Consider the following 25,324-nt stretch of genomic DNA (forward strand, 5'->3'; position numbering starts at 1 on the left):
TTGCGGTACTTACCGGTCAGGGAGCCACTGGCCAGCGCGAGGTACAGCACAGCGGCGATACCGCTTCGGTGAGGACGGGCGCGATCTCACGCTCGCCCGGCTGCCGCATCACGAGGTTTGATGCGGCAGCAGGACGGCGTCTCGGACTCGCTGCCGGAGGTGCCGGGCACGAACGCGGAACAGCCGTCCGCGGTGTCGACGACATTGCCGCCGCCCTCCACGAGGCGTCCGGCCGAGCCGGGTCTTCGAAGTCCGTTCGTCCGGTCAGAACAGGGCGATGGGGTTGACCGGGATACCGGTCAGGCCGTGGATGCGCGGCGGGGCGACGGTGAGCAGGAAGCTGTAGCGCTGCAGCTCCGCGCACAGTGCCGCGAGGTCGTCGAGCCCGACCGCGTCGATCAGCGGCATCGCCAGCCGACCCAGCCCGACGCCGTGCAGCGGGGACGGCCCGGCCGGGTCCAGCGGCGGGTTGGCGTCGCCCCGGTCGGGGGCGCAGAGGGCGACCCCGCGGTCGTGCATCCAGCGCACCGCGTCGACGCTGATGCCCGGGGTCGGCGTGCCGGGGACCGGGGTGGCCGGCCAGCCGAGCCGGACGACCAGCGCGTCACCCGGCCGCACTTCGACGCCCTGGCGCCGCTCGGCTTGCTCGAAGTCCTGCGACGTCACCGCGTACCCCGGCGGCAGGGGTCCCTCGACGGCCAGGTCGAGCAGGACGCCGCGCGTCACGATCCCGGCGGCGAACGCCGACGTCGACGCGTGCGTGACCCCGCCGGCGGTCACGACCTCGGCCCGCGGGCGGCCCGGGTAGACCCGGTCGTCGGTCGACCAGTGCGCCAGCGCGTCGAGGTGCGTCGACTTCGCGTGGTGGTTCGTCACCAGCATCACGTCGGCCGCCACGCCCACCCCGGTGTGCGACATCAGCTGCTGCACCGGCGAGACGTCCACCGTCGTGGGTGCGAACGGGCCGCTGACCATCGGGTTCGGCGTGATCGGCAGCGCCAGCGACACCCACCGGCCCGTCCGCACCTCGGTGGCGGCCGTCGCGCGCACCTCGTCGGTGATGAGGTTGAGCGTGCCCAGTTCGTCGCCGGTGCCCCAGCGGCCCCAGTTGTCCGGCAGGTCGGGGTCAGCCGGGTCGGCCATGGAGGGGGCCCTTCTCGTCACGATCACCGGGCGGCGGCCACCGGCCGCCGCGTCGTGATCCACCGTACTCGATCGATCACGGCCGGCGCCGTGCCGCGTCAGGCGTCCTTTGTGGACACCCGGCCGGCGGTGTCGTCCCGGGCCGCCGGGGTTTCGGGTGCACGCCGGGTGAGCACCAGGGGGGCGTCCTCGGTGACGGCCACCGTGTGCTCGGAGTGGGCCGTGCGCGAGCCGTCCGCCGAGCGGATGGTCCAGCCGTCGGGGTCGTAGACGATCTTGTCGGTCGTGCGCGCGAACCACGGTTCGAGCGCGAGGGTCAGGCCCGGCCGGAGCTTCATGCCGCGGCCCGCCTGGCCCTTGTTGGAGACGTGGAGGTCCTCGTGCATGGTGCGGCCGATGCCGTGCCCGCCGAACTCGGTGTTGACCGGGTAGCCGTAGTCGCACGCCACCGCGTAGATCGCCGCCGAGATGTCGCCCAGGCGGTTGCCCGGGCGCGCGACCTCGATCGCCGCCTCCAGCGCTTCCTCGGTGGCGCGGATGATCCGCAGGTCCTCCTCGGCCGGGGTGCCGACGATGACCGTGCGCGCCGAGTCCGCCACCCAGCCGTCGATACCGACCGCGATGTCCGCGCTGAGCACGTCCCCGTCGCGCAGGACGTAGTCGTGGGGCAGGCCGTGCAGGACGGCGTCGTTGACCGAGAGGCAGATGACGTTGCGGAACGGGCCCTTGCCGAAGGACGGCGCGTAGTCCCAGTAGCACGACTCCGCGCCGCGGCGCTCGATCATGCCGCGCACGTGGTGCTCCAGGTCCATGAGGTTGACGCCGACATCGGCGAGCCGGCCGACCTCGGTGAGCACCTCGGCGACAAAACGCCCGGCCACGTGCATGCGCTCGATCTCCGCGGGCGTCTTCAGTTCGATCACGAAAAACCTCACGTCACAGGGGTTGGTATAGTTATACCGGAACCTTAGCACTTGCCGGTATAGTAATACCAGTCCTACCCTCGGGGCATGGTCCGTCAACCGCTCACGCCCGACCAGCTCGAAGCCGGCCGGCGGCTCGGTGTCCTGCTGCGCCACGCGCGCGCCGTCCGCGAGCTCGCGGACGTCGCGCGGGCGGCCGGGATCTCGCCGGAGACGCTGCGCAAGATCGAGACCGGCCGGCTGCCCTCCCCCGGCTTCGGCACGATCGTCCGCCTCGGCGAGGCGCTCGCCATGCCGGTCCAGGAGCTGGCCGCCACCTGGCGCGGCGCCGACCTGGAAGCCGTCTCCTAAGGTCGCGGCTTGTCCGACGCCGGCACGGACTCGCTCGCCGAAGCTCCGGTGTCGGTTCCGCCTCCGCGGTGCCGCAAGCGGTCGTGAGTGTTCAGGGCGGTTAGAACCGCCCTGAACACTCACGACGAGCCGCGGCAGACCGGCTACCGGTGCCTCGCCACGAATTCGCCGACAGCGGAGAGGGCGCGCCGCCGGGCCGCTGTCGGCGAACCTCGGGCGCGCGACACGGGTCGCGGGCTACGGGCGGCGGTAGATCGTGATGGAGTGGCCGACGTCGTCGATCGGCACGCTCGTGTCGATCAGCGCCCGCAACCGGTCGTCCGCCTTGACGATCGCGGAGTCCGACACCGCGAGCAGCCCGCGAACCTGGTCAGGGGGCACGGAAAGCGGGTCGGCGGCGTCGATCCCGTAGGCGGCCGGCACCCCGCTTCCCTTGTACACGAGCCAGATCCGCTCGTGGGGATAGCGCTTCCCGAGCCGGCCCAGGTCCTGGCCCCAGTCGACGTTCGAGTCGTGCAACCGCAGATGGCTCTCCGCCGGTCCGCCGAACGCTTCGTTGGCATACGGCAGGTAGTACGGGAAAGTCCGCACCGAGCTGACCGTGGCGAAGACGACCAGGACCGCCGCCGCGACGTACGCCCACCGCCGGCGTAGCGCGATGACGCCGGCCGCCGCGACGGCCAGGAACATCGGCACGAAGATCGCGTACCGGACGCCGAGGTCACGGCTGCCGGTCATCGCCGCGGCCAGCAGCACGGCCGCCGGAACGAGGACGTACGGTGCCGCCGGGCGCACCCGGGGAACCGCCACCAGCACGGCGGAACCGGCCGACCCGAGCGCCAGCAACCCCAGCGGCGTCTTCACCAGCAGCGCGGCCGGCAGGTAGTACCAGAGCGGGCCGAAATACCGCGTGCCGAACAGGAACCCGCCCCACACCTGGTCTTCGAAGCCGAACTGGAGGTGCACGCCGTCCCGGTACTCCCGGGGCAGCGGCAGCCGGTCGACGAGCACGCGCAGGCCGTGGACGGCCGGCAGGTCCGGCGGCGTCTCCCATTGCAGCCGCGGATCCACGGCGAGATAGGAAAACCAGACCACGGCGGTCGCGATCAGCGTGACACCGGCGACCGCCACGAGCGGTCCGGCGAACCGGCCCGCGTCGAAGTCCCCGGTGCGGCGGGCGCGCCGCACCGACAGCACGGCGAGGAGCAGCACCACCGGCACCGCGGCCAGCGCGCTCATCTTCGTGGCCAGGGCCGCGCCGAGGGCCAGGCCCGCCAGGGGAAGGTAGAACACCGGGCGGCGGCGGGCCCGCCACAACAGCCACACCGACGTCACCACAAAACCGGCCACCGGCACGTCGAGCGTCGCCAGCGACCCGTTCGCGATGACGTCCGGCGACAACGCGTACAGCGCGAGGGCCGTCACCCCGCCGGCCGGGCCGGCCAGATCACGCGCGAACCGGAAGACGACCAGCCCGAACAACAGCGTCAGCACCATCACCGGCAGCCGCGCCAGCAGCATCAGCCGTCCCGGATCGTTCCCCGACTCGTACAGCACGCGCCGGCCGAGCCGGCTCTGGTCGCCGGCGAAGGCGGGATCGAGGTGCACGTCGGCGAACACGAGCCCGGTCGCGATGATCAGCTTCCCCAGCGGCGGGTGCTCCGGGTTGTAGCGGAGGCTGTGCTGCTGCAGGTAGACCACGGCCGTGCCGACGTAGACGGGCTCGTCGATCGTCGGGGACTGCTCCACGGCCGTCGTGAGCATCGCGACGGCCAGCTCGGCCAGGAGCGCGACCACGACGAGCGCGAACGCCCACCGCGCGAACCGGCCCCGCGGCGGGTGCTCCGGGGTCACCTCGGCCGCGCCCGGCGGCCGGCGCGGTGAGGACGACGCCCGAAAGTCCTCCCGCGCCGGAGAACCAGCCCGCGGCTCGGCCGTCACACGATCCAGCTTGCCACGCCCGACCCGCCCGCCGGGCTCAGGACTTCCGCTGGTCTCCGGTGAACATGTCCAGCAGGCTCTGCGGGAGTTCGCCGTCGAACAGGCTTTCCATGAGCGCGGCGTCGTCGAGCGGGGTGGCGGTGCGGGTGAACATGGCTTCCTCGTACTCCGCGAGCGCGGCTTCGACGTCGCCGGGGTGGGCCGCCAGGGCCTGGCCGAGCTCGGCACCGTCCAGCATCGCCAGGTTGGCGCCTTCGCCGTTCGGGGCCGTGACGTGCGCGGCGTCACCGACGAGGGTGACACCGGGCAGGCGGTCCCAGCGGTGCCCGATCGGCAAGGCGTAGTGCGGGCGGAAGACCGGCGCGGTGTCGGCGTCGGTGATCAGCGCCGTGAGCTCCGGGGCCCAGCCGTCGAACTCCCGCGCGATCCGCGCGGTGACCGCGGCCGGATCGTCGAAGTCGAGCGCGGCGAACCAGTCCAGCGACTCCGTGAGGGCGATGTAGGCGTGCAGGGTGTCGCCGGTTTCCCGGTGGGCGCTGATCGCCCGGTCCGGGGTGGGCCCGTTCGCCGCCAGGGACCCGCCGCCGACCGCCTTCGCCGTGGCGGGGTGCCGGGTGTCGGCGTCGTGGAGGTAGGTCTCGATGAACGCCGTGCCGTCGTACTCGGGCACGGCGCCGGTGACCAGCGACCGGACCCGCGACCACGTGCCGTCCGCGCCGACCAGCAGGTCCGCGCCGACGGTGGAGCCGTCGGCGAAGGTCACCTCGTAGCCGCCTTCGGCGCGGGTCCGGGTGCCGCTCACCTTGTGGCCCCACCGGACCGTGCCGTCCGGGAGCCCGTCGAGCAGCAGCCGGCGCAGCTCGCCGCGCTGCACCTCGGGGCGGCCACCCGTGCCGTCATCGACCTTCTCGAACAGGAGGTTCCCCTGGTGGTCGAGGATCCGCATCGCCTGCCGGCCCTCCAGCACCAGCCCCTGGAACGCCTCCGTCAGGCCGGCCGCCTCGACGGCGAGCAGCCCGTTGTAGTCGTGGATGTCGAGCATCCCGCCCTGCATCCGCGCCATCGGCGACGGCTCGGCCTCGTAGACCGTGGACGCGATGCCGTGGACGTGCAGGACCCGGGCGAGGGTGAGGCCGCCGAGTCCGGCACCGGTGATCGTGACTGGGGTGTTCATGGGTGGCTCCTTCGCCGTTCGCGGCCGCCGGGTGAACCCGGGCGCGGCCGCCGTTGGAATTACGTTCCAAGATTGACGAGGACCACTGGCACGGGACGCACACGGCGCTGGCACGGGTCTGGCGCGCCCGCATCGCACGCCGTCAGCGCCGTGAGCGCCGTGAGTCGACGCCGTCAGGGCCGTGTGTCGACGCCCGTCACCGCGAACCCGCGGCCATCAGCGTCGCGGCGAGGGGTTCGAGCTCGGCGACCAGCTCGTCGAGCTCGGCGGGGGAAAGCGCGTCGTACGGCGGGGCGGCGAGCTCGTCGGTGAGGGCTTCGATGCGGCGCTTGGTCTCGCGGCCGGCGTCGGTGAACCAGCCGTCGGCGTCGACGAGCCCGCGCTCGCGCAAACCGGCCATCACCTCGGCCAGCCGCTCCTTCGGCAGGTGGTGGATGCGCCCGAACGACTCCGGCGGGTGAATACCGAGGTCCAGCGCGCTGAGCACGTGCGACTCCGTGCCGCCGATGCCCGCGCCGACCAGCGCGGCGATGTGCCCGTCACCGCGGTGCTCGCGCAGCACGGTCGCGGAGTGCCACAGCCGGGCCACGGGGTCGCCCGGCACCGGCAGGGTGCGCATCCCGGCGTACATCATCCGGCCCTCGGTGGGCGCGCTCGTGGCGGCCTTGGTGGTCAGGTCGGCGGCGCGCGCCAGGCCCGGGGAGCCGGCCACCTCGTCGCCGAGGATCCGGCGCAGGGAGGCCGCGCTGCCCCGCTCCCGCGCGGCGACGGACGCCTCGGGCGGGATCGTCTCCCATGCGCTCGGGATGTGCCGCGCGGCCTCGCCGTCGGCGAAGTTGTAGAACGCCGCGTGCACGACCTGCGCCGGCACCCGTCCCAGCGCCGCGGCGCGGCCGGCGAAGTAGCCGTCCCAGTAGGTGCGGTGGCCGAGCGCGGCCTGCTCCTCGTTGCACTCGTCGGCGCAGAAGGTGACCAGGCAGATCGGCTCGAGGAGCTCGAACATCCGGCGGGCGGTGGAGGTCATGGCGGCGTCCTTTCCAGGGGGTGACACGAGCCGGCAGTGCGTACCCCGCCGGCCCCGGGACCGGTCCCTCGCGGGCAGCCCACCCCTGCTACGAACACCGCCTCGCGGATCCGACACCGCGTCCCGGATTTCTTCGAAGAACTTTTCCGGGACGCTCAGCGCGACTTCGCGCGCAGGTGCAGCCGCTCCCCCTGCTTGCCGAACAGGCTCAGGATCTCCGCGGGCCGGCCGTCGACCGCCCCGAACCAGTGCGGCAGCCGCGTGTCGAACTCCGCGGCCTCGCCCGGGCCCAGCGTCATGTCGCGGTCGGCCAGGACCAGCCGGAGCCGGCCCGAGAGCACGTACAGCCACTCGTACCCCTCGTGGACCTGCGGGTCCGGCTCGCCCGTCTCGGGCTCGAGGATCATCTTGAACGCCTGGGGCGCGCCCGGCTGGCGGGTCAGCGGGAGCACCGTCATGGTCGCGCCGTTGTGCCGCGGGATGCGCCGCGCCGTCAGGCGGACGCGCGGGTCGCCGACCTCCGGGGCGCCGACCAGCTCGTCCAGCGGGACCTGGTGGGCCTGGGCGATCGGCAGCAGCAGCTCCAGGCTCGGCTTCCGCTGGCCGGCCTCCAGGCGCGACAGCGTGCTCTTCGAGATGCCCGTCGCCTCCGAGAGGTCGGCGAGGGTGACCCGCCGCTGGGTGCGGACCCGCTTGAGCCGCGGGCCCACCTCGGCCAGTGCCTGGTTGATCGCGTCCGTCATGCCCTCCAGGAAACCCCTTCGTCCCGGAAACGGCAACATTTGTTGTCGGATTCGCGACGCCGGGGTCATGGTGGCCGCATGACCGAGAACAGCAGTTACGACGTAGTGGTGGTGGGTGGCGGGGCCGCGGGCCTCAACGCCGCCCTGATGCTCGGCCGGGCGCGGCGGCGCGTCGCGGTCGTCGACGGCGGCGCGCCGCGCAACGCCCCCGCCGCCCACATGCACGGCTTCCTGTCCCGGGACGGGCTGCCGCCGGCCGAGCTCCTCAAGATCGGCCGCGAAGAGCTCCTGGGTTACGGCGTCGACCTCATCGACGACGACGTCGAGCGCATCGAGCCCGGGTTCACGCTGCGCCTGGCCGGCGGCCGCGAGCTGAGCGCGCGGCGCGTCCTGTGGGCCACCGGCGTCCACGACGACCTCCCGGACCTCCCGGGCCTGCGCGAAAGCTGGGGCACCGACGCGGTGACCTGCCCCTACTGCCACGGTTACGAGGTCCGCGACCAGCCGCTCGGCGTGCTCGGCACCGAAGCCGCGAGCGTCGAGCACGCGCTGCTCGTCCGCCAGTGGTCGCCGGACGTCGTCTACTTCGCCCACACCGCGCCGCCGTCCGACGCGGACCGCGAACGGCTCGACGCGCGGGGCATCCGGGTCGTCGACGGCACCGTGACCGCGGTGCGGCGCGAGCAAGGCGCGATGACCGGCGTCGAACTGGGCGGCCGGTTCGTGCCGCGGGTGGCGCTGTTCCTCCGCACCCGGACCGTCCCGCACGACGCTCAGCTGCGAGAACTCGGCTGTGCGGTGGAGGCCGACGTCGTCGAGGTCGACCCCGGCGGGCAGACGAGCGTCCCCGGCGTGTGGGCGGCCGGCAACGTCGTGGACGCGCGGGCCACCGTGATCATCGCCGCGGCGCAGGGCGCGGCGGCCGCGGGAATGCTGAACCACGATCTCGTCGCCGAGGACGTCCGCCAGGCCGTCGACGCGTTCGGCGGTTTCACGCCGGCCGCGGAACGCGCCGCCGCGGCCGCGCGCTGACCTGGCGTTCACGGGCCGCGCGTGCCAGGCTCGGCCCGTGCGCCCGACGTTGTACGAGTTCGCCGGCGGTGACCCCGCGTTCCTCGCGCTGGCCGCCGCCCACCACGAACGCTGCCTGGCCGATCCCGAGCTGAACCACCCGTTCTCCCACCCGGGGCAACACCCGGAGCACGTGGAGCGGCTGGCCTGGTACTGGGCGGAGGTGCTGGGCGGCCCGCCGCGGTTCTCGACCGAGTGCGCGGACCATTCGGCGATGCTCCGGATGCACGCCGGCAACGGTGACATGTCCGACCTCGGCCGCCGGTTCGTCGACTGCTTCGTGCGCGCCGCCGACGACGCGGACCTGCCCGCCGATCCCGAGTTCCGCGCCGCGCTGCGGTCCTACATGGAATGGGCGGTGGCCGAGGTGCTCGCCTACCCGGGCCCGGCCACCGAGGTGCCGGCGGACCTGGCCGTGCCGCGGTGGTCGTGGAACGGGTTGCAGTCCGTGTAACGCCCGGGGCGGCCCCGGCGTCTTGTTGGCAACGACTGGCTGTGGAGGTCCGTCGCAGAGCCGTCCCGGGCGCGTTTCCCCCCAACCCGCCCGGGCCGGTTCGTCCAGCGGACGCCGTGTCCGATACCCGCCGGTCCCGGCGTCGCACCGTGGGCAGACTGGGCGTCATGGCCGACACCTTCACGGGGCTGCTGGACCGGTTTCTGCTCGCCGGCAAGGGTTTCGAGCACCACCTCCGCGCGGTGCCGCCGGACGGCTGGCACGCGCCGACCCCCTGCACCGAGTGGGACGTCCGGCAGCTGGCCAACCACATGACGCGCGGCAACCTCAACTACGTCGGCCTCGTGCACGGCGCCACCCGCGAGGAGTTCCTGGCCCGGCGGGACGCCGACGCGCTCGGCGACGACCCGGTCACGGCGTTCACCGCGTCGGTCACCGCCTGCGCGGACGCGTTCGCCGGGAGCGGCGCGCTGGACCGGGTCGTCGACTACCCGATGGGCAAACTGAGCGGACGGCGGGCGCTGGCCGTGCGGACCGCCGACAGCGTCGTCCACACGTGGGACCTGACCCGCGCCCTCGGCGCCGACGTCACCCTCGACCCGGACCTCGTCGCGTGGGCCGACGACGGCTACGACGCCATCTTCGCCGGGCTGGCGGTGGACCGGTTCTTCGCGGACCCGCCGGCCGGGGCGCCCCCGGCGTCGCGGCAGGACCGGCTGCTCACGCGGTTCGGCCGCGATCCCCGCTGACCGGGCAGCCCAGCCGGTCGGCCAGCTCGGTCAGGGCCTGGCCCAGCGGCCGGTCCACCCGCACCGTCGCGTAGCGGTCGCCGCGGGTCTCGCCGTGGTTGACGATCACCACCGGCTTGCCCGCCTTCGCCGCGTGCCGGACGAACCGCAGGCCGGACATCACGGTCAGGGACGAACCGAGGACGACCAGCGCGTCGGCGTCGTCGACCAGCCGGAAGCACTGCTCGACACGCGGCCGGGGGACGTTCTCGCCGAAGAACACCACGTCGGGTTTGAGCACGCCGGACGCGCAGTCCGCGCACGGCACCGGGCTGAACCGGCGCACGACGTCCTCGGGCAGCTCGACGTCGCCGTCCGGGTTGATCCGGGTCGCGGTGCCCTCGAAGTCCGGGTTGGCCGCGCGCAGCCGCCGGTCCAGCTCGGCGCGCGGGCTGGTGCGGCGGCAGTCGAGGCAGATCACGCGGTCGAGGCTGCCGTGCAGCTCGACGGCGTCGGCGGTGCCCGCCGCCTGGTGCAGCCCGTCGACGTTCTGGGTGATCACGCCGGCGACGTACCCGCCGTCGCGCAGGGCGGTCACCGCACGGTGACCGTCGTTCGGGTCGGCGCGGGCGATCGTGCGCCAGCCGAGGTGACTGCGCGCCCAGTACCGCTGCCGCCCGCCGGCGCTGGTGACGAACTCGTCGTAGGTCATCGGCGTGTGCCGGCGCAGGCTGCCGGACGCGCCGCGGTAGTCGGGGATCCCGGACTCCGTCGACAGCCCGGCGCCGCTGAGCACGGCGACCCGCCGCCGGGAGACGACGTCGGTCAGCTCGTCGAGGCTGGACGTCCGCGGCAGCGGCGCGTCCGCCGAAGTCCAGGTCAAGGTGGGCCGGGTACGCACCGGACCAGCCTACGTGGACTTCCCGGACCCGGGGTCGGCGTAGTGCTCGCCGGGCGCGCGGTTCGTTCCGGCCGAGGGCGTCCGGACGCCCTCGGTGGCGAGTGGGACGGGCGCGCGGGCGCACGTGTGCCTGCACGTGCCGCGACTCCGGGTCGGCGCCGGTGCCGGAAAACCACCCGCCAAGCTTCGGCCGGGTCGATTCCCGGTGAACTTCCCCGGTTCCGTCACGCCTCGTACCAGCGGGAATCGCTCCATGGGCGGGTTTCGTCACCCGGTCCCGGGGCGCAGTCCTCGAAGGTCGGGAAAACCGTCCCCTCGAGGAGGTTGTGATGTTCCGGAAAATGGTGGCCTGCGGGGCGACCGCGGTACTGGCGGCGCTCGTCCCGGGCTGGGCCACGCCCGCGTCGGCGTCCGTCGCGGACCTCTACCCCGCCCAGGTGCTGCAGCTGACCAACAGCAACCGGGTCCAGAACGGCTGCAAGGCGCTCACCAGCGATCCGCAGCTCGCGGTCGCGGCCCAGGCGCACAACGACGAAATGGCGAAGTACCGCTACTTCAGCCACACCGGCCGCAAGGGCGAGGGGCCGGCCGCGCGGATCGTGGACGCGGGGTACCGCTGGGCGCAGTGGGCCGAGAACATCGCCGCCGGGCAGCGCACGCCCACCGCGGTCGTCGACGCGTGGATGCACAGCCCGGTGCACCGGGCCAACATCCTCGACTGCTCGCTGCGCGAGATCGGCATCGGGTACAGCGTCGACTCGGCGAAGAAGGCGTACTGGACGCAGGACTTCGGGACGCCCCGGACGTAGCTCGGCCCAGGACCGGTCCGGTGCCGTCGAACCGGACCGGCAGCGCGGACATCCCGCGCGCCCGGTGGCCGGGCCGCCGGCCGTGGACGTAGCTCCGGTCCCGGCGACGTCCGCGCCGCCGGGACCGTCCACGGTGGACCCCGGGCCCGCGGTCGTGCAGGTGGCCGGCGTCGGTGAACGTCTGCGGGTCCAGGTCGCCGCGGCCGGAAGACGCGATGTCCACAATAGACTTCGCCGGGTCATCCCCGGCTCTCGAACATCGGTTCCGCCATGATCGACGCCGGCACCACCGACGGTCCGCGACCGGGCGCACGCACCCCGCGTCCCCGAGCCGGGACCGGCGGTGACGAAATCGCGGCCGTCTCCCACTTTCCATCGGACCCGCCCGCGGATCGCGTAGTCTCCTCACGCCTGGTGACCCGAGTGGAGGAAGACGTGAGCTGGCAGTTCGGGCCCTACCGGGTGGAGACCCTGATCGCCCGCGGCGGGATGGGCGAGGTGCTGCGGGCCTACGACACGCGCCACGACCGCGTCGTGGCGCTGAAGCTGCTCGCCCCGGAGTACGCCACCGACCGGGACTTCCAGGAGCGGTTCCGGCGCGAGGCGCACGCCGTGGCGCGGCTGCGCGAGCCGCACGTCATCCCGATCCACGCCTACGGCGAGATCGACGGGCGGCTCTACCTCGACATGCGCCTGGTCGAAGGCGACGACCTCGGCACCCGGCTCACCGCCGGCGGGCCGCTCCCGCCGGCCGACGCCGTCGACGTCATCGGACAGGTCGCGCAGGCCCTGGCCGCCGCGCACGCCGAAGGACTGGTGCACCGGGACGTCAAGCCGTCGAACGTGCTGGTCGGCCCGACCGGCTTCGCCTACCTCGTGGACTTCGGCATCGCCCGCGCGGCCGGGCCCGCCACCGGGCTCACCGCGACCGGCGGCGCCGTCGGGACCCTCGACTACATGGCGCCGGAACGGTTCGCCGACGCGCCCGCCGACCACCGCGTCGACGTCTACTCGCTGGCCTGCGTGCTGCACCAGTGCCTGACCGGCAGCAAGCCGTTCGCGGCGACGACGGCCGCGTCGCTCATCGGCGCCCACCTGCACCAGCCGCCGCCCCGGCCCAGCACGCTGCGGCCCGGCCTGCCCGCGGCGTTCGACGACGTCGTCGCGCGGGGCATGGCGAAGGACCCGGCCGAGCGCTTCGGGAGCGTCACGGAGCTGGCCGGCGCGGCGCGGGCCGCGCTCGGCGGCACCGGCCCGGTCGCCGCCGCGCCCCCGACCCGCCAGGCGACGCACCTCGCGCCCCCGCCGCCGCCCGCGACGGTCGTGCGGCGGAGTGCGAAGGCGCCGTGGCTGGTCGCCGGGGTCGCGCTGCTGGCCCTGGTGGCCGTCGCCGCGTGGTTCCTGGTCGACAAGTCGTCGTCGCGGGCCGGGGCGACACCCGGTCCGTCGGCACCGCCCACCGCCGCCTCTCCGACCACCAGCTCCCCGTCGAGCGCGCCGCCGGTGACCGCTCAGGTGACGACCACGCAGGTGACCGTCCGGACGTCGATCGTCAGCGGCGCCGACCTCGGGCTGACGACCCCGCTGAGCACACCCGCGTGCGACGGCTCCTACGTCGTCGTCCTCGGCTCGGCCATCACGCCGGCCCGCTACCGCGCCGACGTCCAGCAGTTCCTGACCGCCCACCCCGGCGCGCACTACCTGCACACGCCGAGCACCGGCTGCGGCTCGCTGCGGCAGCAGGTGAACGGCGCCGACGTCTACGCCGTCTTCGACGGGCCGTTCGCCACCGAGGAAAGCGCGTGCGCGCGGCGCGCCGGCGCCGCCTACGTCAAGCGGCTCGACAACACGACGCCACCGGCCACGGTCGTCACCTGCTGACGAACGGGCCGTCCCAGACCGACTCGGCGTCCACAAAGGACTGAAGCAGCGTGGTCAGCTGGGCGTCGCCGCGGGCGTTGAGCTCTTCGGAGGCGATCCGCCGGGCGACGCCGGCGAGGAAGTCGGCGACCTGGACGCGGGCGTCGGACCGCGAGTCGACGAACCGCACGCCCGCCAGCCGGGCGCCGAGCGTGGCCTTGAGCTGCAGCACACGCTCGGCGGTCAGCGCGAGCTGCTCGTCGTGGACCACGGCGACCGGGGTGCCCGCGGCGCTCCAGTGCCGGATCGTGTGGCGCACCGCGGGCACCAGCGGATCCAGCACGGGCACGAAGCCCGGGTCGGCCAGCCGCGCCCGGTAGGCGGCGACGCGCTCGGCGCCGTCGCGGAACCGGCCCATGATCTCGCCGGCTTCGCCCGGGGCCGCGGCGAGCTCACCAACCAGCGCGAAGAACTCGGCGGGCGACGTCGTGACGCCGCGGCGCGGGTTGAGCCGCAGCACGCTGGTGAAGGCCGCGAGGAAGAAGTCCCAGCGGGCACCGAACGCGGCCGGGCCTTCGCGGTGGAGAGTGCGCGCCATGGTGTCGGTGCCCTGCTCGGCCAGCACGGTGACCGCGGCGCGCACGGCGAACAGGGTCTTGTCGGTCAGGTGCACGTGCCCGCGGCCGGCCAGCGGGCCCGCCGGGTCGAGCAGCCATTCGAGCACCGGCCGGTGCTTGGCGCGCAGCAGGTGGTTCGCCTTGTACTCCTCGGCGGGCGACCCGATGCGGCGCCGGATCTCCCGCACGCAGGCCTCGGCGGCGTCCGGCGACATCCGGATCCCGGCGTGGACGAAGACGTCCGTCTCGCCGCCGACGAGGTTCTCGCCCTCCGAACCCGACTCGTCGCAGGCGATCTCGACCGGGGGCACCCGCCCGATGGTGCCAGACGGACCGGACCGCGGCGAGTTCATTACCTGCGATGATGCGTCCCGGTCACGGTTGGGCGACGGCGGCTAACGTCGGTGCGCCGTCCGGAGACTGGACGAGCAGGTGTTGGGAGGCGCGGATGGCCACGGACCACGGGCCGGCCCGGTTCGCCCTGGCGGCGGCCGTGGTCGCGCTGCTGCTGGGGGCCGCCGGGGTGCTGGTGCAGCAGCGGCTGGCCGGCGGCGGGGACGCGTCCGAGGTGACCGGGGCCGCCGGCGCGACGCTCACCGCCGGCGGCGTCGAGGTCGACGTGCCCGCGGGCGCCGTCCTGGCCGGCACCCGGTTGTCCGCCCACGCCGCGCCGGAGCCGGGCGCACTGACCCCGGTGGCGCGCCGGGCCGGCGGCGGCGCCGAACTGACCTTCGACGCCGGGGTGCGGCCGCGGCTGCCGATCCGGGTGCGGATCGCGGTGCCCGCCGCGCCGCCGCCCGGGTTCGCGCCCGTCGTCGTCACCGCGGACGGGACGCGCCTCGCACTCGCCACCTACGACGCCCGGAGCGGCCGGATCGTCGCGGACCTGGCACCGGCCGGGGCGTTCTGGGGCGGGCTGCTCGACTTCGCCGCGCTGGGCCGCGACGTCGGCCGGGCGGCCGCGGACCCGCCGCCGACGTGCCTCGGGCGCGCGGCGAGCACAGCCGGCGTCACCGTCGAGCTGGGCGGGACGGCCGACGCGCGGTCGCCGGTCGGGGCGTGCGTGACCGAGGACGGCGGTGGCGCGAGCGTCACCCTGACGTCGAACGCGCGGGTGCCGTACCGGATCGTCCTGCCGCCGGGCTGGCCGGAACCGAGCAGCCGCACGGCGGCGCCGAGCACCGCGACCGTCCAGCTGTTCCCGCAGCCCCGGCTGCACGACCTGCTCTGGCCCGGCGCCGGCGTGACCTACCACGTCCCGGTCGACCGCCTGCCGGCGAGCATCCGCGGCCAGGCCGACCCCGGTCCCTACCTCGGGCTGGCCCTGGCCTGGACGGCCCACCGCGCGGCGGCGCTCTTCGGCATGGCCCTCGCGAGGCCCGGCGAGCTCGAACAGGACCCCGCCGTCCTGGCGTGCGCGGCGGACGCGGGCGCGGCGCACTACACCGCCGACCGGCCGTTCGCCCAGGTCGCGGCGGACGTCTGGGCCGCGCTGGCGCCGTGCGGCATGGCGGACGCCGGCGCGTTGCACAGCTTCCTGGGCACCGGGATCGCCCCGGTGACCGCCTGGCTGGCCGGCGCTGGGACCGGCCCCGGCTTCGAGGTCCCGCTGACCGCGAGCCAGGGCACCGAGCGCTTCACGCAGACCGTCGCGTACCGGCCGTGGACGGGCACGCGCGTCGCGTCGGGCATCCGGACGACGGCCGCGACCGGCGCCTGCCAGGCGGCGTCCACGGTGTCCGGCCGGCACGACGCCTACCGCTGCACGGCCAAGGCCAAGGTGTACGACCCGTGTTTCGCCGCCACGGCGCCGACCGCGCGGCACCAGGTCGTCTGCCCCGCCACCGCGACGAGGGCCGTGCTGCTGACCTACACGGGCGCCCTGCCGTCCCCCGCCCAAGCGGACGGGACAGCGAACCCGTTCCTGCTCGCCCTGGACGGCGGCCCGCAATGCCTCGCCATCACCGGCGGCGCGCCCCCGGTCGCCGGCCTGGACGCCCGGTTCGCGTGCGGCGCCGAGACGTTCCTCTACGGCGAACCGGACCCGGCGAATCCCTTGTGGACGGTCCAGGCCGCGGACCGGGCACCACCCCTGCGGCCGATGACGATCGCGAAGGCCTACGCCTAGGGTCCGCAGCAAGGCGGTGGCATGGACAACTCCAGTCCACGCAGGAGTAACACAGGCCGGGCATCGGCGGCATCGCCGTGAAGCATCGCTGATCTTCCGCCCCCCGCCGCGCATCGGCACCGCCGGCCCGCGACCGGACGGAGCGCACCACCTCCGCCCGTACCGCCCGGGGCCGGCGACTCGGGCGTCCGCGCCGACCGAGCAGCCCGCCGCGGCCATCGACCAGCCGACCACCTACCCGTCCAGCACGCCGCCGCCGCCGACCAGCACGAGCCGCAACGACGAAACGAGCACGGTGGAGGCGGCCGCACAGTTCTCGCCGCAGGTGGAGATGGCCCGCGACAAGGCATAGAGCTACCTCGGTTTCAGCGCGTTCTCACGCAACGGCCTGATTCGGCAGCTGTCCTCGGACGCTGGTGAAGGTTTTCCGAAAGCCGTGGCCACCGAAGCCGTGGACAGCCTGTAGGTCGACTGGAACGCGCAGGCCGTCAAGTCGGCCGAGAGCTGCCGGTGAGGGCTGCACCAAGGCGCAGGCCGCCTACGGAGCCGGCCGGACCGACGCGTGCAAGTGAAGCCGAGCGCCTGATCCCGTCGTGGCCGGTCCGCAGAAGCCTGCCGGCGAGATCAGGCCAGGGTGATCTTGCCGCCCGTGACCGTGACCGCCTTCTTCTCGAGCGGCCGGGTCGCCGGGCCCGTGGCGACCGAGCCGTCGGCGATCTTGAATTTGCTGCCGTGGCAGGGGCAGTTGATGGTGCCGTCCGCGACGGCGTCGACCGCGCAGCCCTGGTGGGTGCAGATCGCCGAGAACGCGGCGTACGTTCCCGCCGCGGGCTGGGTCACCACCACCTGCTTGTCGGCGAACACCTTTCCGCCGCCGACCGGGACGTCGCCCGCCGCGCCGAGTTCGGTGCCGCCGCCCGCGGCGGGTGGCGGTGCGGCCGTCCCGCTCGTGCCGCCGTAGGTGCTGCAGCCGGCCGCCAGCCCGGCGCCCAGCACCGCGAGCGCCGTCCGGCGCGCCAGCACCGGGTCCGTGGATTCGTCGCGCACGTGCGTCCCCCTAGAAGGTCAAGCCGGATTGGGTGAAGAACCAGAGTGACGCGCTGAGCCAGAGCCCGACCAGCGCGGTGAAGACCAGCCCGCCGACGACCGGGAGCGACCAGCCGGGCGCGCCGTCCTTGCTCAGCAGCAACATCTTCACGACGAAGATGCCGTAGAAGAAGCAGCCCAGCAAGGAATGCAGCAGCACGCGGGTGTCGAACGACTGGAACCCGAGCGCGTACAGGCAGTGCAGCGCCACCGGGATCGACACCAGGAACGCCAGCCGGCCCGACCAGCGGTGCACCGGCGAGACCCACGCGGGCGCGGTGCGGCCGAGCTTGCCGTACATCACCAGCGCCGTGACCAGCTGCACGACGGCCAGCAGGACGACGACCGTCGCGAGCCACGCCTTCACCGACTGCGGGCTCGAGAAGCCCGCGACGTTCACCGCCACACCGGTCGGCGTATGCAGGTTGCCGTAGACGCCGAGCGCCACCGCGACGACGGCACCGACGGCCAGCGGCACGAGGAGCGCGGTCCCGGCCCGGTTGTCCGCTGCGGGCGCGGTCACTGGAAGTCACCCGCGATCCCGCTGATCGCTTCGGCGGTCACCGGGGCGCCGTCGACCGTCGCGGTCCCGGCCGCCGGGTCGAGGGCCGGCGCGGCGATCGACTGCTGGTCGTCGTCGGTGGTGAGGATGCCGACCTGGCTGCCGTCGGGCTGGACGATCCAGCCGACCTTCGCGCCCTTGCCCTTCACCTTCGGCGTCGCGCGGTAGAGCCCAGCGGGTTTTTTCGCCGGGGCCGCGGTGAACCGCCACGACTTGCCGCCCGCGGTGACCGAGCCGGTCACGGCCGCGGCGTCGTAACTGCCGGCGAGGCTCGCGCCCTTGGTGCCCTTGAGGTCCAGCTTCCCGCCGACGGTCACGCCCTGCAGCCAGGCTTCGACCTTCTTGCCGTCGCAGACGTAGGCGATCGCGTGGCCGTCGCGGACCGACACCGCGACGGACGCGCCGCCGCCGTCGACGTGCCCGGCGTAGTCGGCCCGCGCGGGCGCGTCGACCGTCTTGGCCGGCTGGGTCGTTGGTGACTGTGTCGTTGGTGTCGGCTGTGCCGTGGGCGGTGCGCCCGCGGCGTTCGCGGCGCCGGCCACCGGCGGCGCGCCGCCGGTCCCCGTCGCCAAGTTGGCCATCCCGATCCCACCGGCGAGCGCGACGCCCGCGAGCAGGGTGAACAACGGTCCCGGATGTTTCATGATCGTCCCCGCATTCCCTCTCCACCACCGTGCCCTTGACACGGACGTCGGAGCGGAGCGGCTCAACGCTACGCGAGGAAAAGAGCTATCGCTTAGCCTCTGCAAGTGGTCGGCGCGCGTGGTTGACTGGCGCCATGCTGCCCTGGGACGGCGACCTCGCCGGCCGGCTCGACCGGCACACCGTGAACTCCGCGCTGCTGCGCGGCAATCCGCTCGGCGACCCGCACGAGCGGCCGCTGTGGGTGTACGTCCCACCGGGCTACGACGACTCCGCCGAACGCTACCCGGCGGTGTACGTCATCCAGGGCTACACCGGGCACCTCGCGATGTGGGCCAACCGCACGGCGTTCCGGCAGCCGTTCCCCGAGACGGCCGACGCGGTCTTCGCCGGCGGGGCGCCGGGTTGCGTCGTGGTGTACGTCGACGCGTGGACCGCTTACGGGGGCTCGCAGTTCGTCGACTCGCCCGGCACGGGGCGGTACCACTCGTACCTGTGCGACGAGATCGTGCCGTGGGTCGACGAGCACTACCGCACCATCCCGGACCGCGAATCCCGCGCGATCACGGGTAAGTCGTCGGGCGGTTTCGGGGCGATGATCACGCCGATGCTGCGCCCGGACCTGTTCGGCGCGCTGGCCACCCACGCGGGCGACACGCTGTACGAACTCTGCTACGTCCCGGACTTCGGCGACGCGGTGCGTGCCCTGCGCGGCTACGACCGGGACATCCAGGCGTGGTGGGCGGACTTCCGCGCCCGCCCGGCGTTCACCAAGCCGGAGGACGCGAACCTGCTGCAGCTGATCGGCGTCTCCGCCTGCTTCTCCCCCGGCGAAGACGGCCGGCCGGAGCTGCCCTTCGACCCCGCGACCGGCGTGCTGCGCCCGGAGACGTGGCAGCGCTGGCTCGACTGGGACCCGGTCCGGATGGCGCCCGGCCACGCCGACGCGCTCCGCTCGTTGCGCGCGGTCTGGATCGACGCGGGCACGCGCGACGAGTACTACCTCGACGTCGGCGCGCAGGCGTTCCGCGACCAGCTGGCGAAGGCGGGCGTCCCGGACGGGAAGGTGCACTTCGAGCTGTTCGACGCGGGCCACGCCGCGATCGACTACCGCTACCCGCTTTCGCTGGCCTGGCTGGCGGAACGGCTGGCTCGCTGACACCTCGTGAGTGTTCAGGGCGGTTCTAACCGCCCTGAACACTCACGACCGCCTCCGCCGCTAGGCTCGGGTGATGGTGACCGAGACCGACCTGGTCCTGCCCGACGGGCGGACTTTGCACGTCTACGACACGGGCACGCCCGCCCGGCTCACCGTCGTCTGGCACCACGGCACACCCAACCTCGGCACGCCACCCCCGCCGCTGGTCCAGGCGCGCCGGGACGTCCGCTGGGTGTCCTACGACCGGCCCGGCTACGGCAGCTCCACGCCCCTCCCCGGCCGGGACCTCGCGAACGCCGCCGAGTGCACCGCCGCGGTCGCCGACGCGCTGGGGATCGGCGAATTCGCCGTCGTGGGGCACTCCGGCGGTGGGGCGCACGCCCTCGCCTGCGGCGCGCTCCTGCCGGCGCGTGTCCTCGCCGTCGTCAGCGTCTCCGCCATGGCGCCCTTCGACGCCGCGGGGCTCGACTGGTTCGGCGGCATGGCCCCGGCGAGCGAGGCCTCCCTGCGTGCCGCCACCGAAGGCCGGGCCACCAAGGAAAAGTACGAGGCCGCCGCCGAGTTCGATCCCGATGTCTTCACCGACGCGGACATGGCCGCGCTGAACGGTTCGCAGGCGTGGCTGAACGACGTCGTGGGGCCGGCGCTGGCGGCCGGGCCGGGGGCGCTGATCGACGACGACCTCGCCTACGTCACGCCTTGGGGCTGCGACCCGGCGCTGATCACCGCTCCGCTGCTCTTGATGCACGGCGAACGCGACCGGATGATCCCCGCGTCGCACGGCGTGTGGCTCGCCGCGCACTGCCCCACCGCCGAGTTCCGGCCGCACCCGGCCGACGGGCACCTCTCGGTGCTCGACCACGCCGCCGACGCCCTCGAGTGGCTCGCGCACCGCTGATCAGGACACCAGCGCCAGCGAGGCGACCACTGGCGCCAGGTACATCAGCGGGAAAGCCAAGTGCGCGTACGACTTCGCCCGCGCGACCGTGATGACGGCGCCGGTGAAGTAGAGCACCAGGCCGATTCCGGCGGCGACCCCGATCACCGGGACGACCAGGCCCGCGATCAGGCCCGCCGCGCCGGCGGCCTTGGCCGTGCCGAGCCACGGCCACCACGAGCGGGGCACGCCGTACTCGGCGAGCGGCTCCACGACCCACTTCGCGCGGGTGAAGACCGAGTAGGCCGAGAACCCGGCCATGGCGGCACCGACGATGCTGACGATCAGGTAGGCGGTGGACATCGGGACTCCTCAAGGGTTTCCGGCCCCCGGGATTCGGGGTCCGTCACCTGCTCGACTCCCGGCGCCGCGTCCGTGTGACAGCCTTCGAGGTGACCGTGGTCACGTCTTGAGGGCGGTTCTCCCCTCCCGCCGGACGCCGCCGGAGAGCACGCTGGAGCGATGTTCGTGCTGCGCCTTCTCGGCACCCTCTTCTGGTTCGGCGTCCCGGCCGCCTTCCTCACCTACGCCGTCCACGACCTCGACGTCCGGGACGCGCCGACCTACAGCATCGAGGGCACGGTCGTCGGGCACCGGCAGCAGTACCACGAAGGGACGCAGGACTCGCCCGGGTACACGACCTACTTCATCACCGTCCGCAGCGCGACCGAGGACTTCGAGTTCGGCGACCAGCAGCAGGACCTGGACACCGAACCGGGCACGCTGGTCGTGGTGCAGGTGTCGAAGACGACGGACGAGATCGTGTCCGTGCGCAAGAACGGCGCGGTCGTGGATCTGCGCAACACCGTGGGCGACGACGTCGGCATCATCGTGTTCGCCTCGATCGGTCTCCTCATCGCCCTCGTGCGCGAATTCGCGCTGGAGGACTACGACATCCCGCGGTGGCTGGGTTTCCTCGTCGGCCTGCTCGCCGCGGGTGGCGGCGTGTACGTGGCCTTCCTGCTGATGTGAGTCAGCTCCCGGACAACGGCAGCCGCAGGACCACCTCCCCGTGGTCGATCTCGCCGGTCGGCCGGAACCCGAACCGCCGGTAGAACGGCCCCGGCCCGTCCTCGTCCGGCTGGTGACTGGTGAGCAGCTCGGTGCCGCCGTCCGCGCGCACGAGATCGGCGACGAGGGTGAGCACCGCGCGGCCGTAGCCGTGGCGCTGGTACCGCGCGTCGATCAGCAGCCGCCACAGGAAGTACGGCCCGAGGACGCCCGGCCGCCCGGGCGGCACGTTCCAGCTGAGCATGACGAACCCGACCGGCTCGGCACCGGCGTAGACGGCCCGGTACCAGGGTTCGCCCTCCGGGGTCGTCGCCGCGTCCTCCAGGGATCGCGCCACCGACGCGACGAACCGCTGCTGCCCGGGCTCCACGCGCAACGCGCGCACGGCGTCCCGGTTCGCGTCGGTGATCTCGACCAGCCGCACCGCGTCCGTCATGCCGGGAACACCGGGACCCACAGCTCGATGACGTCGTTCCGGCGGTAGAACTCGACGAGCGGGCGGGAGTGGTCGACCGGGCCGGCTCCTTCGAGTTCCACCATCCCGGGCCCGATCTTCCCGAAGATGCCGGGTGGCTCCCCGGTCAGGTTCCCGCGCAGGTACCAGCCGCCCGGGAGCACCCCGGTCGTCAGCCCGAGTTCCTCCGGCCGGTCGTCGTCCTTGACCGGCGTGCAAGCCGTGTACGTGTTCGCCTCGACGTCGGCCCGGCCGTACATCTTGCGGCCGCGCAGCCCGACGAGCCGCTCGAACGAGGGCCAGAGTTCCTGGATGCTCGGCAGTTCGTCGGCGGTGGTCCGCTCCATGACCGCGACGTCCGGCCGGTGGATGCGGGTGGGTGGCGCCTGCAGGACCGAAGTCGTCATGGCAGTCATGAAACCACGCGGCACCGACGGTTTCCGGCGCTCACGACGACGGCAGGCCGACCTCGTCCGGCGTCCGGTCCGGGCGCAGGCCGCGCCACGACGTGTGCCGCAGCCGCCGGTCCGGGGTGATCCGCCGGTAGACGACCTCGCCGACCAGCGACGGTTCGACCCAGTGGGCGCCGCGGGCGCGATCACGCGGGACCTCCGTGTCGAACGGGCTCGCCGGGCGGGCCAGCGGCGCGAGCACCGCGCTGAGGTGGTCGAGCGCGTCGTCGGTGAAGCCGGTGCCGACGTCGCCGAGGTAGACCAGGGCACCGTCGTCGTCGTACGCGCCCAGCAGGAGGGCGCCCAGGGTGCCCGAGCGGCGGCCGGCGCCGGGCCGCCAGCCGCCGACGATCACCTCGTGCGTGTGGGTCAGCGCGCGCTTGGTCCACAACGGCGATCGCGCGCCGGGCAGGTACGGCGCGTCCAGGCGCTTCGCGACGACGCCTTCGATGCCGTGCTCGGCCGCCGTCGCCAGCAGCTGCGCGGGGGTGAGGTCGGCGCGGGTGTACCAGGGCGGCACGACGATCCGGCCGTCGGCGGGCCGGACCAGCTCGGCCAGCAGCTCGCGCCGCTGGGCGTAGGGCAGGTTCAGCAGCGACCGGTCGTCGAGCCGCAGCAGGTCGAAGGCGAAGTAGACGACCGGGACCTCGGCGCGCAGCTTCGGCGTCGGCTCGTACATGGCGCGCCGCTGCATCAGCTCGAACTCCGGCCGCCCGGCCGGGTTCAGCGCGACGACCTCGCCGTCGAGCACCGCGGCCCGGCCGCCGAGCGCGGGCCCGAAGACGTCGCCCAGCTCGGGGTAGCGGGCCGTGTGGTCGCTGCCGCTGCGGCTGGTGATCCGGGTTTCGCCGCTGTCGGCGACCCGCACGCAGCCGCGGAAGCCGTCCCACTTCCACTCGTAGCCGTGCTGGTCGTCGTCCGGGAGGTCCCCGTCGACGGCCAGCATCGGCGAAACCGCGTCCGGCACCGTCCCCGCCATGCCGTCCAGTGTGGAGGATGGGGCCCGGTCGTGCCAGGCACCCGGCCGCGACGGCCGGCACGGCGACCGGAGTGCCGGCCGTCGCGAGCGTGGCCGCGGCTAGCCGGTCGGCAGCAGCGGCAGCAGGTCCTGGTGGCTGCCGGCGCGGCGCAGCACGGGCGAGCCGAGCCCGTCCGGGGCCAGGTCACCGGCGCGCAGCGCGGCCAGGAACCGCACGATCACCCGGGGTTGCGGCAGGATGTCGGCGCCGCCCAGGTAGGCCAGCACGATCATCTCCTCCCCGCACGCGGCCTCGACCGCGGCCGCCCAGCCGTGCACCTCGTCCCACAGCAGCGCGACGTCGCGCTCGGGGAAGCGCCGCAGCCGCCAGTCGACCGCGAGGTAGGCCGACACCGGGACGTCGACGTCCACGGTGCACGACTCGAGGCCAAAGCCCAGTGCCCGGGCCACCTCGCCGAGGTAGGCGCGCAGGCCGCGCTGGAACCAGAACTCGAGATCGGCGTCGATCAGGCCGGACACCCGTTTCCTTTCCCCTCCTCCGAAGCCGGCCGGGCGCCCTGCCCGGCCGGTCGTGCCGGGATCAGCCGACGGCGGCGAGCGCGTCAGCGCGGTCCCGGTAGCACGAGAAGCCGGTGGCGCCGGTCTCCCGCAGCAACCGCCACAACCGCGGGGACCGCACCACGCAGGCGAACTCGACGGCAGCTTCTTCGGCCGTGCGTCGCAGCCGGTGCAGCGCGCGCAGGCCGGCTCCCGAGCAGAACGTCACCTCGCCCAGGTCGAGCACGAGCACGCCACCCGCCCGCATCGCGGTCTCGACACATTCGACAAGAATTCCGACGGTCGCGAGATCAATGTCGCCGACCACGGCGACAACCGTGCTCCGGGCGCCTTCGAACTCCGTGGTGACCGCGAACGGTTCGCACAGCGCGCCCGGCGAACTGCGGCCGAAGGCTCGCGAAAGCCGAGGTGGTTTCTGGATCCTCATGTCGGCTCCGGCGGCTCATCCTGACGGTTTACGCGTCGACCGTACCGAGTCCGTCCACCTTGGCGCACAACGGGAACGGGCCCGTCCGAAGGGCCGTGCACCGACACGCCCGTCTGCACGTGCACCCGTCCGCTGTGGACGATCGAATCGCGCAGGTGGGACCGGTGTTCGGCAATTCTTCACAACAGGACGGCAGACGCGTCGAGAACCGGCGGCCGGTCAGCGGGGAATTGTTTTTCCCGAAATTCAGCCGAATGCCGGAATCGGCACGCGCGTGCGCTCGAGGTCCGCGAAGAGATCCCCGAGCCCGTCGACGCGCCGCAGGACTTCGTCCGCGGTGAACCGCAGGTGCGTGACGTGCCGGCAGGCGCGGACCTCGTCCCAGGTGACCGGAGTGGACACCGTCGGCTCGTCGCGCCCGCGCAGCGAGTACGGCGCCACGGTGGTCTTGAACGGGTTGTTCTGGCTCCAGTCGATGAAGATCTTGCCCGGGCGCAGGGTCTTCGTCATCCGCGCGACCACGAGGTCCGGCGTCTCCGCGGCCAGCCGTTCGGCGAGCGCCTTCGCGTACTGCGACGTCTCGGCGGCGTCGGTGGTCACCACGCCCGCGTAGAGCTGCATGCCCTTGGAGCCACTGGTCTTCGCGACCGGCGTGAACCCGTCGCCGGCGAGCACGTCGTAGAGCCGCTCGGCGACGCGGCAGCAGTCGACGACGGTCGCGCCGGGGCCCGGGTCGAGGTCGAACACCAGGCGGTCCGGCAGGCTCCGCTCGTCGCCGGCGTCGACGGTCCACTGGTGGACGTGCAGCTCGAGCGCGGCGAGGTTGGCCGCCCACACGAGTTCGGGCAGGTCGTTGATCAGCGGGTAGTTGACGATCTCGGAGTCCTTGCCGCGGCCGGTGACGGTGAGGCTCGCGGTGCGGACCCACTCCGGGGCGTGGCGGGAGACGTCCTTCTCGAAGAACGAGCCGCCGGTGACGCCGTCGGGGAAACGCACGAAGGTCATCGCCCGGTCGTGGATGTGCGGCAGCAGCACGGGCGCGATCCGCGTGTAGTAGTCGAGCACCTCGCCCTTGGTGAACCCGGTCTTCGGGTAGAGCACCTTTTCGAGGTTCGACAGCGTCAGCTGCCGCTCCCCCACCCGCACCGTGATCCGGCTCCCCGCCACGCCGGACACGCTACCGCGCTCCC

28 protein-coding genes and 1 pseudogene are annotated in these 25,324 nt (G+C 73.5%); 11 read left to right on the forward strand and 18 right to left on the reverse strand.

All coding sequences use genetic code 11. From position 1 onward, the window contains the following. Positions 1 to 264 precede the first annotated feature (264 nt). Positions 265 to 1,143 carry a cyclase family protein gene (locus tag OG494_RS16135; RefSeq protein WP_328456471.1) on the reverse strand — a complete coding sequence of 293 codons (879 nt, stop codon included), beginning with the start codon at positions 1,141 to 1,143 and terminating at the stop codon, positions 265 to 267. A 98-nt stretch (positions 1,144 to 1,241) separates the two neighbouring features. Then, on the reverse strand, positions 1,242 to 2,066 hold the full coding sequence (gene map, locus OG494_RS16140) for a type I methionyl aminopeptidase (RefSeq protein ID WP_328456473.1): 825 nt from the start codon (positions 2,064 to 2,066) through the stop codon (positions 1,242 to 1,244). An 87-nt stretch (positions 2,067 to 2,153) separates the two neighbouring features. Between map and OG494_RS16145 the strand changes: the two genes are divergently transcribed. After that, positions 2,154 to 2,417 carry a helix-turn-helix transcriptional regulator gene (locus tag OG494_RS16145; RefSeq protein WP_328456475.1) on the forward strand — a complete coding sequence of 88 codons (264 nt, stop codon included), beginning with the start codon at positions 2,154 to 2,156 and terminating at the stop codon, positions 2,415 to 2,417. A gap of 237 nt (positions 2,418 to 2,654) precedes the next feature. On the opposite strand, the gene OG494_RS16150 is transcribed toward OG494_RS16145, so the two are convergent. From OG494_RS16150 to OG494_RS16165, 4 genes are all read right to left on the reverse strand, one after another. Then, positions 2,655 to 4,358, reverse strand: coding sequence for an ArnT family glycosyltransferase (locus tag OG494_RS16150; RefSeq protein WP_328456477.1), 1,704 nt, complete (start codon positions 4,356 to 4,358; stop codon positions 2,655 to 2,657). Positions 4,359 to 4,395: 37 nt separating this feature from the next. Further along, positions 4,396 to 5,532 (reverse strand): FAD-dependent oxidoreductase, encoded by a 1,137-nt coding sequence (locus OG494_RS16155; RefSeq protein ID WP_328456479.1) that lies wholly within the window; start codon positions 5,530 to 5,532, stop codon positions 4,396 to 4,398. 196 nt (positions 5,533 to 5,728) lie between these two features. Beyond that, entirely contained in the window at positions 5,729 to 6,556 is an 828-nt protein-coding gene (locus tag OG494_RS16160) for an SCO6745 family protein (protein ID WP_328456481.1), read from the reverse strand. Positions 6,557 to 6,711: 155 nt separating this feature from the next. After that, positions 6,712 to 7,299: a helix-turn-helix domain-containing protein gene (locus tag OG494_RS16165; RefSeq protein ID WP_247052756.1), complete on the reverse strand. Its 588-nt coding sequence runs from the start codon at positions 7,297 to 7,299 to the stop codon at positions 6,712 to 6,714. Between the two features lie 78 nt (positions 7,300 to 7,377). Here OG494_RS16165 and OG494_RS16170 point away from each other — a divergent pair, with 78 nt between their 5' ends. The 3 genes from OG494_RS16170 to OG494_RS16180 all read left to right on the forward strand — a co-directional run bounded on the left by OG494_RS16170 (position 7,378) and on the right by OG494_RS16180 (position 9,573). Beyond that, positions 7,378 to 8,331, forward strand: coding sequence for an NAD(P)/FAD-dependent oxidoreductase (locus OG494_RS16170; RefSeq protein WP_328456484.1), 954 nt, complete (start codon positions 7,378 to 7,380; stop codon positions 8,329 to 8,331). A gap of 37 nt (positions 8,332 to 8,368) precedes the next feature. After that, positions 8,369 to 8,824: a globin domain-containing protein gene (locus OG494_RS16175; RefSeq protein ID WP_328456486.1), complete on the forward strand. Its 456-nt coding sequence runs from the start codon at positions 8,369 to 8,371 to the stop codon at positions 8,822 to 8,824. A gap of 167 nt (positions 8,825 to 8,991) precedes the next feature. After that, positions 8,992 to 9,573 carry a TIGR03086 family metal-binding protein gene (locus OG494_RS16180; protein WP_328456488.1) on the forward strand — a complete coding sequence of 194 codons (582 nt, stop codon included), beginning with the start codon at positions 8,992 to 8,994 and terminating at the stop codon, positions 9,571 to 9,573. On the opposite strand, the gene OG494_RS16185 is transcribed toward OG494_RS16180, so the two are convergent. Next, positions 9,545 to 10,453, reverse strand: a complete 909-nt coding sequence (locus tag OG494_RS16185; RefSeq protein WP_328456490.1) for an NAD-dependent protein deacetylase — start codon at positions 10,451 to 10,453, stop codon at positions 9,545 to 9,547. The two genes, OG494_RS16180 and OG494_RS16185, sit on opposite strands and share 29 nt — an antisense overlap. A gap of 329 nt (positions 10,454 to 10,782) precedes the next feature. On the opposite strand from OG494_RS16185, the gene OG494_RS16190 reads away from it, so the two are divergent. Next, positions 10,783 to 11,262, forward strand: coding sequence for a CAP domain-containing protein (locus OG494_RS16190; RefSeq protein ID WP_328456492.1), 480 nt, complete (start codon positions 10,783 to 10,785; stop codon positions 11,260 to 11,262). Between the two features lie 435 nt (positions 11,263 to 11,697). Beyond that, entirely contained in the window at positions 11,698 to 13,143 is a 1,446-nt protein-coding gene (locus OG494_RS16195; RefSeq protein WP_328456494.1) for a serine/threonine-protein kinase, read from the forward strand. Here OG494_RS16195 and OG494_RS16200 read toward each other — a convergent pair. After that, the gene (locus tag OG494_RS16200) at positions 13,133 to 14,050 is read right to left on the reverse strand and encodes a DUF3800 domain-containing protein (protein ID WP_328456496.1); all 918 of its coding nucleotides are present in this window, start codon (positions 14,048 to 14,050) and stop codon (positions 13,133 to 13,135) included. The genes OG494_RS16195 and OG494_RS16200 overlap by 11 nt on opposite strands. Positions 14,051 to 14,187: 137 nt before the next feature. Here OG494_RS16200 and OG494_RS16205 point away from each other — a divergent pair, with 137 nt between their 5' ends. Next, the gene (locus OG494_RS16205) at positions 14,188 to 15,867 is read left to right on the forward strand and encodes a hypothetical protein (RefSeq protein WP_328456498.1); all 1,680 of its coding nucleotides are present in this window, start codon (positions 14,188 to 14,190) and stop codon (positions 15,865 to 15,867) included. A 364-nt stretch (positions 15,868 to 16,231) separates the two neighbouring features. Continuing rightward, positions 16,232 to 16,333 (forward strand): annotated as a pseudogene (locus OG494_RS48365) (Ltp family lipoprotein); the annotation flags it as partial. Between the two features lie 158 nt (positions 16,334 to 16,491). On the opposite strand, the gene OG494_RS16210 reads toward OG494_RS48365, so the two are convergent. Genes OG494_RS16210 through OG494_RS16220 form a run of 3 tightly spaced genes read right to left on the reverse strand, consistent with a single transcriptional unit; the run spans position 16,492 to position 18,159 of the window. Further along, positions 16,492 to 16,914 carry a Rieske (2Fe-2S) protein gene (locus tag OG494_RS16210; protein WP_328456500.1) on the reverse strand — a complete coding sequence of 141 codons (423 nt, stop codon included), beginning with the start codon at positions 16,912 to 16,914 and terminating at the stop codon, positions 16,492 to 16,494. A 10-nt stretch (positions 16,915 to 16,924) separates the two neighbouring features. Beyond that, positions 16,925 to 17,476 (reverse strand): DUF6529 family protein, encoded by a 552-nt coding sequence (locus tag OG494_RS16215; protein WP_328456502.1) that lies wholly within the window; start codon positions 17,474 to 17,476, stop codon positions 16,925 to 16,927. Next, positions 17,473 to 18,159: a hypothetical protein gene (locus OG494_RS16220; protein ID WP_328456504.1), complete on the reverse strand. Its 687-nt coding sequence runs from the start codon at positions 18,157 to 18,159 to the stop codon at positions 17,473 to 17,475. Before OG494_RS16220 ends, OG494_RS16215 begins: the two co-directional genes overlap by 4 nt. 134 nt (positions 18,160 to 18,293) lie before the next feature. On the opposite strand from OG494_RS16220, the gene OG494_RS16225 reads away from it, so the two are divergent. Beyond that, positions 18,294 to 19,316, forward strand: coding sequence for an alpha/beta hydrolase (locus tag OG494_RS16225; RefSeq protein WP_328456505.1), 1,023 nt, complete (start codon positions 18,294 to 18,296; stop codon positions 19,314 to 19,316). A 73-nt stretch (positions 19,317 to 19,389) separates the two neighbouring features. Further along, positions 19,390 to 20,214, forward strand: a complete 825-nt coding sequence (locus OG494_RS16230; RefSeq protein WP_328456507.1) for an alpha/beta fold hydrolase — start codon at positions 19,390 to 19,392, stop codon at positions 20,212 to 20,214. Here OG494_RS16230 and OG494_RS16235 read toward each other — a convergent pair whose 3' ends face one another. Then, the gene (locus tag OG494_RS16235) at positions 20,215 to 20,556 is read right to left on the reverse strand and encodes a DoxX family protein (protein ID WP_328456509.1); all 342 of its coding nucleotides are present in this window, start codon (positions 20,554 to 20,556) and stop codon (positions 20,215 to 20,217) included. It abuts the gene before it with no gap. Positions 20,557 to 20,715: 159 nt separating this feature from the next. Here OG494_RS16235 and OG494_RS16240 point away from each other — a divergent pair, with 159 nt between their 5' ends. Continuing rightward, positions 20,716 to 21,225 carry a hypothetical protein gene (locus OG494_RS16240; protein ID WP_328456511.1) on the forward strand — a complete coding sequence of 170 codons (510 nt, stop codon included), beginning with the start codon at positions 20,716 to 20,718 and terminating at the stop codon, positions 21,223 to 21,225. A 1-nt stretch (position 21,226) separates the two neighbouring features. Here the strand turns inward: OG494_RS16240 and OG494_RS16245 are convergent, their stop codons facing one another. The 6 genes from OG494_RS16245 to ligD (OG494_RS16270) form a co-directional block, all read right to left on the reverse strand. Beyond that, positions 21,227 to 21,700: a GNAT family N-acetyltransferase gene (locus tag OG494_RS16245; RefSeq protein ID WP_328456513.1), complete on the reverse strand. Its 474-nt coding sequence runs from the start codon at positions 21,698 to 21,700 to the stop codon at positions 21,227 to 21,229. Further along, positions 21,697 to 22,125 (reverse strand): hypothetical protein, encoded by a 429-nt coding sequence (locus OG494_RS16250; protein ID WP_328456515.1) that lies wholly within the window; start codon positions 22,123 to 22,125, stop codon positions 21,697 to 21,699. Before OG494_RS16250 ends, OG494_RS16245 begins: the two co-directional genes overlap by 4 nt. Before the next feature lie 40 nt (positions 22,126 to 22,165). Further along, entirely contained in the window at positions 22,166 to 23,149 is a 984-nt protein-coding gene (gene ligD / locus OG494_RS16255; RefSeq protein ID WP_328456517.1) for a non-homologous end-joining DNA ligase, read from the reverse strand. 99 nt (positions 23,150 to 23,248) lie between these two features. Continuing rightward, positions 23,249 to 23,668 carry a DUF6292 family protein gene (locus tag OG494_RS16260; RefSeq protein ID WP_328456519.1) on the reverse strand — a complete coding sequence of 140 codons (420 nt, stop codon included), beginning with the start codon at positions 23,666 to 23,668 and terminating at the stop codon, positions 23,249 to 23,251. A 61-nt stretch (positions 23,669 to 23,729) separates the two neighbouring features. Continuing rightward, the gene (locus OG494_RS16265) at positions 23,730 to 24,134 is read right to left on the reverse strand and encodes an STAS domain-containing protein (RefSeq protein WP_328456521.1); all 405 of its coding nucleotides are present in this window, start codon (positions 24,132 to 24,134) and stop codon (positions 23,730 to 23,732) included. Positions 24,135 to 24,380: 246 nt separating this feature from the next. Then, positions 24,381 to 25,301, reverse strand: a complete 921-nt coding sequence (gene ligD, locus OG494_RS16270) for a non-homologous end-joining DNA ligase (RefSeq protein WP_328456523.1) — start codon at positions 25,299 to 25,301, stop codon at positions 24,381 to 24,383. Between the last annotated feature and the right edge of the window lie 23 nt (positions 25,302 to 25,324).

The sequence above is a fragment of the Amycolatopsis sp. NBC_00438 genome, from assembly GCF_036026695.1.
GTDB lineage: Bacteria > Actinomycetota > Actinomycetes > Mycobacteriales > Pseudonocardiaceae > Amycolatopsis.

Coding starts and splice junctions, on each gene's coding strand:
- OG494_RS16135 (WP_328456471.1), bottom strand. CDS start 1,143: ATGGCCGACCCGGCTGACCCCGACCTGCCGGACAACTGGGGCCGCTGG.
- OG494_RS16145 (WP_328456475.1), top strand. CDS start 2,154: ATGGTCCGTCAACCGCTCACGCCCGACCAGCTCGAAGCCGGCCGGCGG.
- OG494_RS16155 (WP_328456479.1), bottom strand. CDS start 5,532: ATGAACACCCCAGTCACGATCACCGGTGCCGGACTCGGCGGCCTCACC.
- OG494_RS16160 (WP_328456481.1), bottom strand. CDS start 6,556: ATGACCTCCACCGCCCGCCGGATGTTCGAGCTCCTCGAGCCGATCTGC.
- OG494_RS16165 (WP_247052756.1), bottom strand. CDS start 7,299: ATGACGGACGCGATCAACCAGGCACTGGCCGAGGTGGGCCCGCGGCTC.
- OG494_RS16170 (WP_328456484.1), top strand. CDS start 7,378: ATGACCGAGAACAGCAGTTACGACGTAGTGGTGGTGGGTGGCGGGGCC.
- OG494_RS16180 (WP_328456488.1), top strand. CDS start 8,992: ATGGCCGACACCTTCACGGGGCTGCTGGACCGGTTTCTGCTCGCCGGC.
- OG494_RS16190 (WP_328456492.1), top strand. CDS start 10,783: ATGTTCCGGAAAATGGTGGCCTGCGGGGCGACCGCGGTACTGGCGGCG.
- OG494_RS16205 (WP_328456498.1), top strand. CDS start 14,188: ATGGCCACGGACCACGGGCCGGCCCGGTTCGCCCTGGCGGCGGCCGTG.
- OG494_RS16220 (WP_328456504.1), bottom strand. CDS start 18,159: ATGAAACATCCGGGACCGTTGTTCACCCTGCTCGCGGGCGTCGCGCTC.
- OG494_RS16225 (WP_328456505.1), top strand. CDS start 18,294: ATGCTGCCCTGGGACGGCGACCTCGCCGGCCGGCTCGACCGGCACACC.
- OG494_RS16230 (WP_328456507.1), top strand. CDS start 19,390: ATGGTGACCGAGACCGACCTGGTCCTGCCCGACGGGCGGACTTTGCAC.
- OG494_RS16235 (WP_328456509.1), bottom strand. CDS start 20,556: ATGTCCACCGCCTACCTGATCGTCAGCATCGTCGGTGCCGCCATGGCC.
- OG494_RS16240 (WP_328456511.1), top strand. CDS start 20,716: ATGTTCGTGCTGCGCCTTCTCGGCACCCTCTTCTGGTTCGGCGTCCCG.
- OG494_RS16245 (WP_328456513.1), bottom strand. CDS start 21,700: ATGACGGACGCGGTGCGGCTGGTCGAGATCACCGACGCGAACCGGGAC.
- OG494_RS16250 (WP_328456515.1), bottom strand. CDS start 22,125: ATGACGACTTCGGTCCTGCAGGCGCCACCCACCCGCATCCACCGGCCG.
- ligD (WP_328456517.1), bottom strand. CDS start 23,149: ATGGCGGGGACGGTGCCGGACGCGGTTTCGCCGATGCTGGCCGTCGAC.
- OG494_RS16265 (WP_328456521.1), bottom strand. CDS start 24,134: ATGAGGATCCAGAAACCACCTCGGCTTTCGCGAGCCTTCGGCCGCAGT.